Annotated in this window: 6 protein-coding genes and 1 pseudogene; 5 read left to right on the forward strand and 2 right to left on the reverse strand. The window is 50.6% G+C overall.

What is annotated here, in order from left to right:
* On the forward strand, positions 1-167 hold a 167-nt coding region (locus H6F43_RS10845; RefSeq protein WP_190342779.1), incomplete at its 5' end, for a phosphodiester glycosidase family protein.
* A 78-nt stretch (positions 168-245) separates the two neighbouring features.
* Here H6F43_RS10845 and rsmH read toward each other — a convergent pair.
* A complete protein-coding gene (gene rsmH / locus H6F43_RS10850) occupies positions 246-1,142 on the reverse strand; it encodes a 16S rRNA (cytosine(1402)-N(4))-methyltransferase RsmH (RefSeq protein WP_190342780.1) in 897 nt (298 codons plus the stop codon).
* A gap of 296 nt (positions 1,143-1,438) precedes the next feature.
* On the opposite strand from rsmH, the gene H6F43_RS10855 reads away from it, so the two are divergent.
* The 4 genes and pseudogenes from H6F43_RS10855 (at position 1,439) to H6F43_RS10870 (ending at position 5,621) form a co-directional block, all read left to right on the forward strand.
* Positions 1,439-3,094, forward strand: coding sequence for an iron uptake porin (locus H6F43_RS10855; protein ID WP_190342781.1), 1,656 nt, complete (start codon positions 1,439-1,441; stop codon positions 3,092-3,094).
* A gap of 148 nt (positions 3,095-3,242) precedes the next feature.
* Positions 3,243-4,127, forward strand: coding sequence for a transporter substrate-binding domain-containing protein (locus tag H6F43_RS10860; protein WP_347272401.1), 885 nt, complete (start codon positions 3,243-3,245; stop codon positions 4,125-4,127).
* Between the two features lie 110 nt (positions 4,128-4,237).
* Positions 4,238-4,894 (forward strand): annotated as a pseudogene (locus H6F43_RS10865) (amino acid ABC transporter permease); the annotation flags it as partial.
* Positions 4,887-5,621 carry an ATP-binding cassette domain-containing protein gene (locus H6F43_RS10870; protein ID WP_190342783.1) on the forward strand — a complete coding sequence of 245 codons (735 nt, stop codon included), beginning with the start codon at positions 4,887-4,889 and terminating at the stop codon, positions 5,619-5,621. The pseudogene H6F43_RS10865 and the gene H6F43_RS10870, both read left to right, overlap by 8 nt.
* Here H6F43_RS10870 and H6F43_RS10875 read toward each other — a convergent pair.
* Positions 5,618-6,118 carry a restriction endonuclease subunit R gene (locus H6F43_RS10875; protein ID WP_190342784.1) on the reverse strand — a complete coding sequence of 167 codons (501 nt, stop codon included), beginning with the start codon at positions 6,116-6,118 and terminating at the stop codon, positions 5,618-5,620. The two genes, H6F43_RS10870 and H6F43_RS10875, sit on opposite strands and share 4 nt — an antisense overlap.
* Between the last annotated feature and the right edge of the window lie 98 nt (positions 6,119-6,216).

Below are 6,216 nucleotides of genomic sequence, written 5' to 3' on the forward strand. Positions count from 1 at the left end.
AGCTAGGAGCCGACAAAGCGGTCAATCTTGATGGCGGTGGTTCAACGACGATCGTTGTCTCCAGCCCAACCGGACCGTACGCTCTCAACGCTCCAATTCACACCAAAATTCCTTTGAGGGAGCGTCCCGTAGCGAATCATTTGGGCTTCTATGCAGCGCCAAACTAACTCTTTGCCCGCTTTATCAGGTTTGCCCGAAGTCAATTGAGGTGGGAATTGGCTCGTCTGCCTTAACCAGCTTGAGCGTTAATTCTGATCCGGTTTCAACCGTTCGGCAACTCGCAGCTTTGCCGATCGCGCCCGTGGATTCAGTTCAATTTCGTCGTCTTGCGGAATGATTGGCTTTTTCGTCAGCACAGTTAGGAACTCCGACTCGCGCAGGCGATGTTTTACAATCCGATCTTCCAAACTGTGAAAGCTGATGATGGCAAGCCTGCCGCCCGGATTCAGCCACGTGGGTGCTTGAGCGAGGAACGTCTCTAGCACCTCTAATTCTCGATTAACGGCAATTCGTAATGCCTGAAACACGCGCGTTGCGGGGTGAATGCGTCCGTAGCGATACGATCGCGGTACGCTGTGGGCGATCGTCTCTGCTAAGTCTGTCGTCGTTTCAAACGGACGCCGCTCGACAATTCGTCGCGCAATTTGTCGCGAAAGTCGCTCCTCACCGTAGGTGTAGAACACGTCTGCGAGCTGCTTGTCGCTCCAGGTGTTGATAATGTCAGCCGCCGTTAGGTGCTGACGCTGATCCATCCGCATATCTAGAGGCGCTTTGTGGCGGAAGCTAAACCCTCGATCTGGAATGTCGAACTGTGCGGAACTCACGCCCAAATCTGCCAAAACCCCGTCAAACGTTTCTGCACCCGGAGCGTAGTTGGCGAAATTGCTGCGGACAAACTGCACGCGATCGCCAAACTGCGCCAGTTTTGCCTGTGCCGCTGCGATCGCCTGTTCGTCCTGATCGATCGCAGTGACCCGCACGTTGGGTGCAGCGTCCAGAATCAGCGCACTGTGCCCACCACCGCCGACGGTGGCATCGAGGTAGCGTCCGTCTGCATGCACGGCTAAGCCCGCAATCGCCTCCTGACCGAGAACGGGAATGTGGACAAATGAAGAGCCGTGACTATCGGTGACGGGATTCACGCAGGATTCCGAATTTTAGCTCTCTCAGTCTACAACCTACGCCCTGTAGGTGATCGCGCGATCGGACGATCACGGTCACATTTCTACATCATTTCCTGACATCTATCTATCACGCGACAGAGATGCAGACATCATTTTTTCGGGTATTAGAGCTTACATGACTCATTTAAACCAAGCAGAACGAACCGTTTGAATGCTGAAAATGCCGTTTTGTCAGTCAGTGAACGATTTTTCAGATTGCCTTGAGCTATGGTTTTCCACGAGTCTTCATATTTGTGGTGTGAGTAATTACCGGTATGACAAAACGATTTTGGAAGTGTTTAGGCACGACAGTGTTAGCGTCCGGCTTGCTGACAATTCCTGCCGTAGCTGAGGACCGTTCTTTGAACGATCGGGCAATCGGCTCAGACTTGGATTTGGCTCCGCTAGAAGCCGAATCAGAGGATGTTGCCACAATGGACCAGGTCACATCGGTTTCTCAGCTAACCGACGTGAGACCGACTGACTGGGCATTTCAAGCGCTGCAATCCCTGGTCGAGCGCTATGGCTGCATTGTGGGATATCCCGATCGCACTTATCGCGGCAATCGCGCCCTAACCCGCTACGAATTTGCCGCGGGATTGAATGCCTGTATCGATCGCGTGAATGAATTGATCGCGGCTGCGACCGCGGATTTGGTGAAAAAGGAAGACTTAGCAACGCTGCAGCGACTCCAGGAAGAGTTTAGAGTCGAGTTGGTAACGCTGCGCGGTCGTGTTGATGCGCTGGAAGCGCGAACGACAACGCTGGAAAAACAGCAGTTCTCGACGACAACCAAGCTGGGTGTAGAACTGGTGACGTATTTGGCAGATGCCTTCGGCGACAGCGCCGATCCGGTTAACACGGCATCATTGGGCTATCGTCTGCGACTGGATTTTGACACCAGCTTTACGGGCAAAGATCGTCTCAGAACGCGATTTCAAGCCACCAACTTACGCCGCCTGAATGCCAACTCCGCGTTTCCAGAAGGGCCGCTTAGCGGTGCAACGGACGAAACCCGCTTTCTTGCAACTAGCGTTTCGCAAGACGGTGACTTTCGATTAAATCGCTTGCAGTACCGATTTCCGGTGGGCGAACGACTAACCCTCTACCTAGACGCCAACACGATCGACCCCAGCATCGTCACGGATCCAATTACACCGTTTAATGATCAGGTGCTCGGTTCTCCCTCAAACTTTGCCCAAATCAACCCAATCTTCTTCCCCGTGGGCAACCGGGCAGGAGTGGCAGCCAATGTGGCGATCGCGCCGTCGCTCTCGCTGGACTTCGGCTACTACGGCGAAGATACCACGACGGGTGGCCCTAACTTTCCTGATAACAAATCGGGCATCTTTAACGGCGGCTACAGCGCGTGGAGCCATCTGATCTTTAGCCCCGGTTCGTTCAAAATCGGCCTCTTCTACGCCAACACCTACTCCGTTGTAAATGGTGTCGATACGTTGGCAGGCAGCAACGCCTCTAAAGTAATCGGCGCAGGTCCGGTCAACGGCAGCTCCTTTGGGGTGCAAACAAACTTCCGCATTACCAATGGACTTGAGTTGGGCGGTTGGGTTGGCTACACCACCGCGCGTGCCCTTGGGAATGGGACGAAGGGAGATGCTGACGTGTGGAACTTTGCCGTCAACGTAGCGTTTCCGGATTTGGGCAAAAAAGGCAATTTGGGTGGTCTTGTGTTCGGGATGCAGCCGAAGCTGACAGGGACCAGTTCCGCCGCACTCGCGCGGGCGATCGGGTTACCCGTTGGACAGCGCAGCGATCGCGACACCGGATTTCATGTTGAAGCGTTCTATCGTTACCAACTGACTGACTACCTCGCAATTACTCCGGGTGTAATTTGGCTAACGGCTCCCAACCACGACGATCGCAATTCAGATGTGGTGATTGGCGTAATTAGAACAACGTTTGCCTTCTAGCCAGGAGTGAACTTAGACGTGGAACTTTAATTAAGCAGAAGCCACAAATTAGAGAATCAACATCACAATAATGGCATTCCTTAATGCGGGTTTCTGCAAAAACTTCCATTCAACATAGCCACTTTTATTCTATAAACAGGAGCAATTTGTGAAACGTCGGACGTTTATTTTTACAGGATTATTCGCAGGATCGCTAGCAATCAGCACGATCGCAGGCTGTAGTAATCAAGGTGGGACGAATACCTCGTCCTCGGGTAAAGAAGTTCTAACAATGGTGACTTCGCCGGACTATCCACCCTATGAGTATTACGATACAGCAGGTGGACAGCGCAAAATTGTTGGGTTTGATGTTGATGTCGCCAATTACATCGCTAACGAATTAGGGTTTGAATTAAAGATTCAAGAATCCGACTTTAACGGCTTGATTCCAGCAATCCAAGCGAAACGAGCCGATTTTGTTATGGCGGGTATGACACCCACTGAAGAGCGCAAGAAAAACGTAGATTTTTCCACAGTCTACTATCAGGCACAAGACACGATCGTCGCGCCAAAAGCTAGCAACTTGAAGACTACAGAGTCGCTAGCTGGAAAGCGAGTCGGGGTTCAACTCGGCTCAATTCAGCAAGGAAACGCCAAGAAAATTTCTGAGAAGGTCAAAGGCATTGAAATTAAATCGCTGAATCGAATTCCTGAAATTATCCAGGAAGTTAAAGCAAACCGAGTTGACGCCGCGATCGTTGAAAATACCGTTGCGGCTGGATTTATACAGGCAAATCCCGATCTTGAGTTTACTCCGATTCCTCCCGAAGGACCCTCAGGTTCGGCGATCGCTTTTCCCAAAGGCTCTCCTCGCGTAGAAGCCTTTAACAAAGCCCTGCAAAAAATGAAGGACAATGGCGAACTGGAAAAACTAGCGCAGAAATGGTTCTCTCAAAGTATTCCAGCGTCACCATCTCCAGCAGCATCACCATCTCCAGCAGCATCACCATCTCCAGCAGCATCACCATCTCCAGCAGCATCGCCATCTCCATAAGCCTTTAGGTCGGGTGGGCACTGCGAGAGTAACTCCTGATTAATCAGTGTCCACCCTAGGCATCAGTCATTGAAATCAATAACCCAATTACCCAGTATCTCTTATACATGAATCTAGACTTCGCTCGCATTTTTGAGGACATTCCGTTTATTCTCAATGGCGTTCCCCTCACACTTTTATTTACGCTTTTATCGGTCTTTTTTGGACTGATTTGGGCAACGATTCTCGCCTTGTTCAAAATTTCCGGCATCAAGCTAGCGTACTGGTTCTCAGTAGTTTACACGTCAATTTTTCGTGGAACGCCGCTGCTGCTTCAGCTATCGCTGGTGTATTTTGCCACGCCGCAGCTAACAGGCTACAACATTACACCGCTGCAAGCCGGAGTGCTAACATTCACGCTCAACTCCGGCGCGTATATGTCTGAAACGATTCGCGGCGGCATTCAAGCCGTCGATAAAGGACAGCGAGAAGCCGCGATGACGCTGGGAATCCCCTATTGGCTGATGATGTGGGATGTGATTATGCCGCAGGCGCTGAAAACAATTTTGCCTGCGCTGGTAAATGAGACGATCGCGCTTCTAAAAGACTCTTCCCTCGTTTCAACAGTAGGCGTCGTCGAAATTCTTCGCAGTGCTCAAATTGTTGGCTCAAACAAATATATCTACTTTGAGCCGCTGTTGTTTGCAGGATTAATTTATTACATTTTAGTTATGGCACTAACCTTTGCCGCCTCTATTCTTGAAAGGAGACTAAGAAAAAGTGAGTGACGCTGTAGTTCGGGTCGAATTTTTGACCAAATCATTTGGCAAGCTGGATGTCCTTAAAGATATCTCCACCGACGTCCGTAAAGGTCAAGTTGTAGCCGTCTTGGGTCCATCTGGTTCTGGAAAATCTACATTTCTGCGCTGCTTAAACTTGTTAGAGCAGCCTACGCGCGGACGCATTTATTTTAATGGAGAAGAAATAACAGCCCCAAAGACCAATATTTCTAAAGTGCGGCAGCGCCTTGGGATGGTGTTTCAGCACTTCAATCTGTTTCCTCACATGACGACGCTAAAAAACGTCACTTACGCGCCGATCAAAATCAAAGGGATGAGTAAGGAAGAAGCAGAGCACAAGGGCAGAGAATTATTGGGAAAAGTCGGGCTGGCAGAAAAAGCAGATGTTTATCCCTCTCGGTTGTCGGGTGGACAAAAGCAGCGGGTGGCGATCGCGCGCGCGCTGGCAATGGAACCCGAAGTGATTCTGTTTGATGAACCGACCTCAGCGCTGGACCCAGAAACTGTAAAAGAAGTGCTGGAAGTGATGAAGGCACTAGCAAAAACGGGCATCACGATGGCAGTGGTGACGCACGAGATGGGCTTCGCGCGGGAAGTTGCCGATCGCATTCTGTTTCTTGATCAAGGACGGCTCGCGGAAGATGCACCGCCTACCGAATTCTTTCGCAACCCGCAGTGCGATCGAGCAAAACAGTTTCTCGCCAAGATGCTTTAGGTTGCAGCAAAGTGCTGTTTGCCGATCGCTTTCAGCACTTGCAGCAGCCGAATTGAGCGCTCAGGCTCCAAAAGATGCAGCTCTGGCAGAAGTTGATAGGTGGGCGGATCGGCCTGTTCAACTAACACAAATAAATGCTGTAAGCCATTCGTCGCCAAACCCCAAACGGACGGCTGACATTTCAGGCTGTCATAAGCATAGGTGAGCAATTGAGGCAGCGCCTGACGAATCTCCACGCCGCACTCCTTGGATTCGATGACTAAAATCCAGAACGGCACGTCGTTCACCGTCGGTCTAGCTCGATCGACTGCCACAATGTCAAAGCGTCCGGTGATGATTTTGTCTTCGTCGGCAATTTCAATCTCGTCGATGCCTTCTTCGACGTTAATTTGAATTGGGTAGGAGTAAAATCTTGCCAGTTCCAGCAGCGGAAACGTTGTCAGTGCCTTGACTTGTCCCTCTGACGCCTTGCCTAGTAGGTAATACCAATTCTTCAAGTAGCTGCATAGAATAGGGCTTCAAGAATGAAATCATAACTGGTTAGTGAAGCCACTTGTTCAGGTAACAACGCATCGAGTAGCTGTTGAATTCGAGC

The sequence above is a fragment of the Leptolyngbya sp. FACHB-36 genome (genome assembly GCF_014695955.1).
Lineage (GTDB): Bacteria > Cyanobacteriota > Cyanobacteriia > Leptolyngbyales > Leptolyngbyaceae > FACHB-36.

What these genes read in the sequence shown, in the direction of transcription:
- H6F43_RS10855 (WP_190342781.1), top strand. Translation starts at nt 1,439, where the DNA reads ATGACAAAACGATTTTGGAAGTGTTTAGGCACGACAGTGTTAGCGTCC.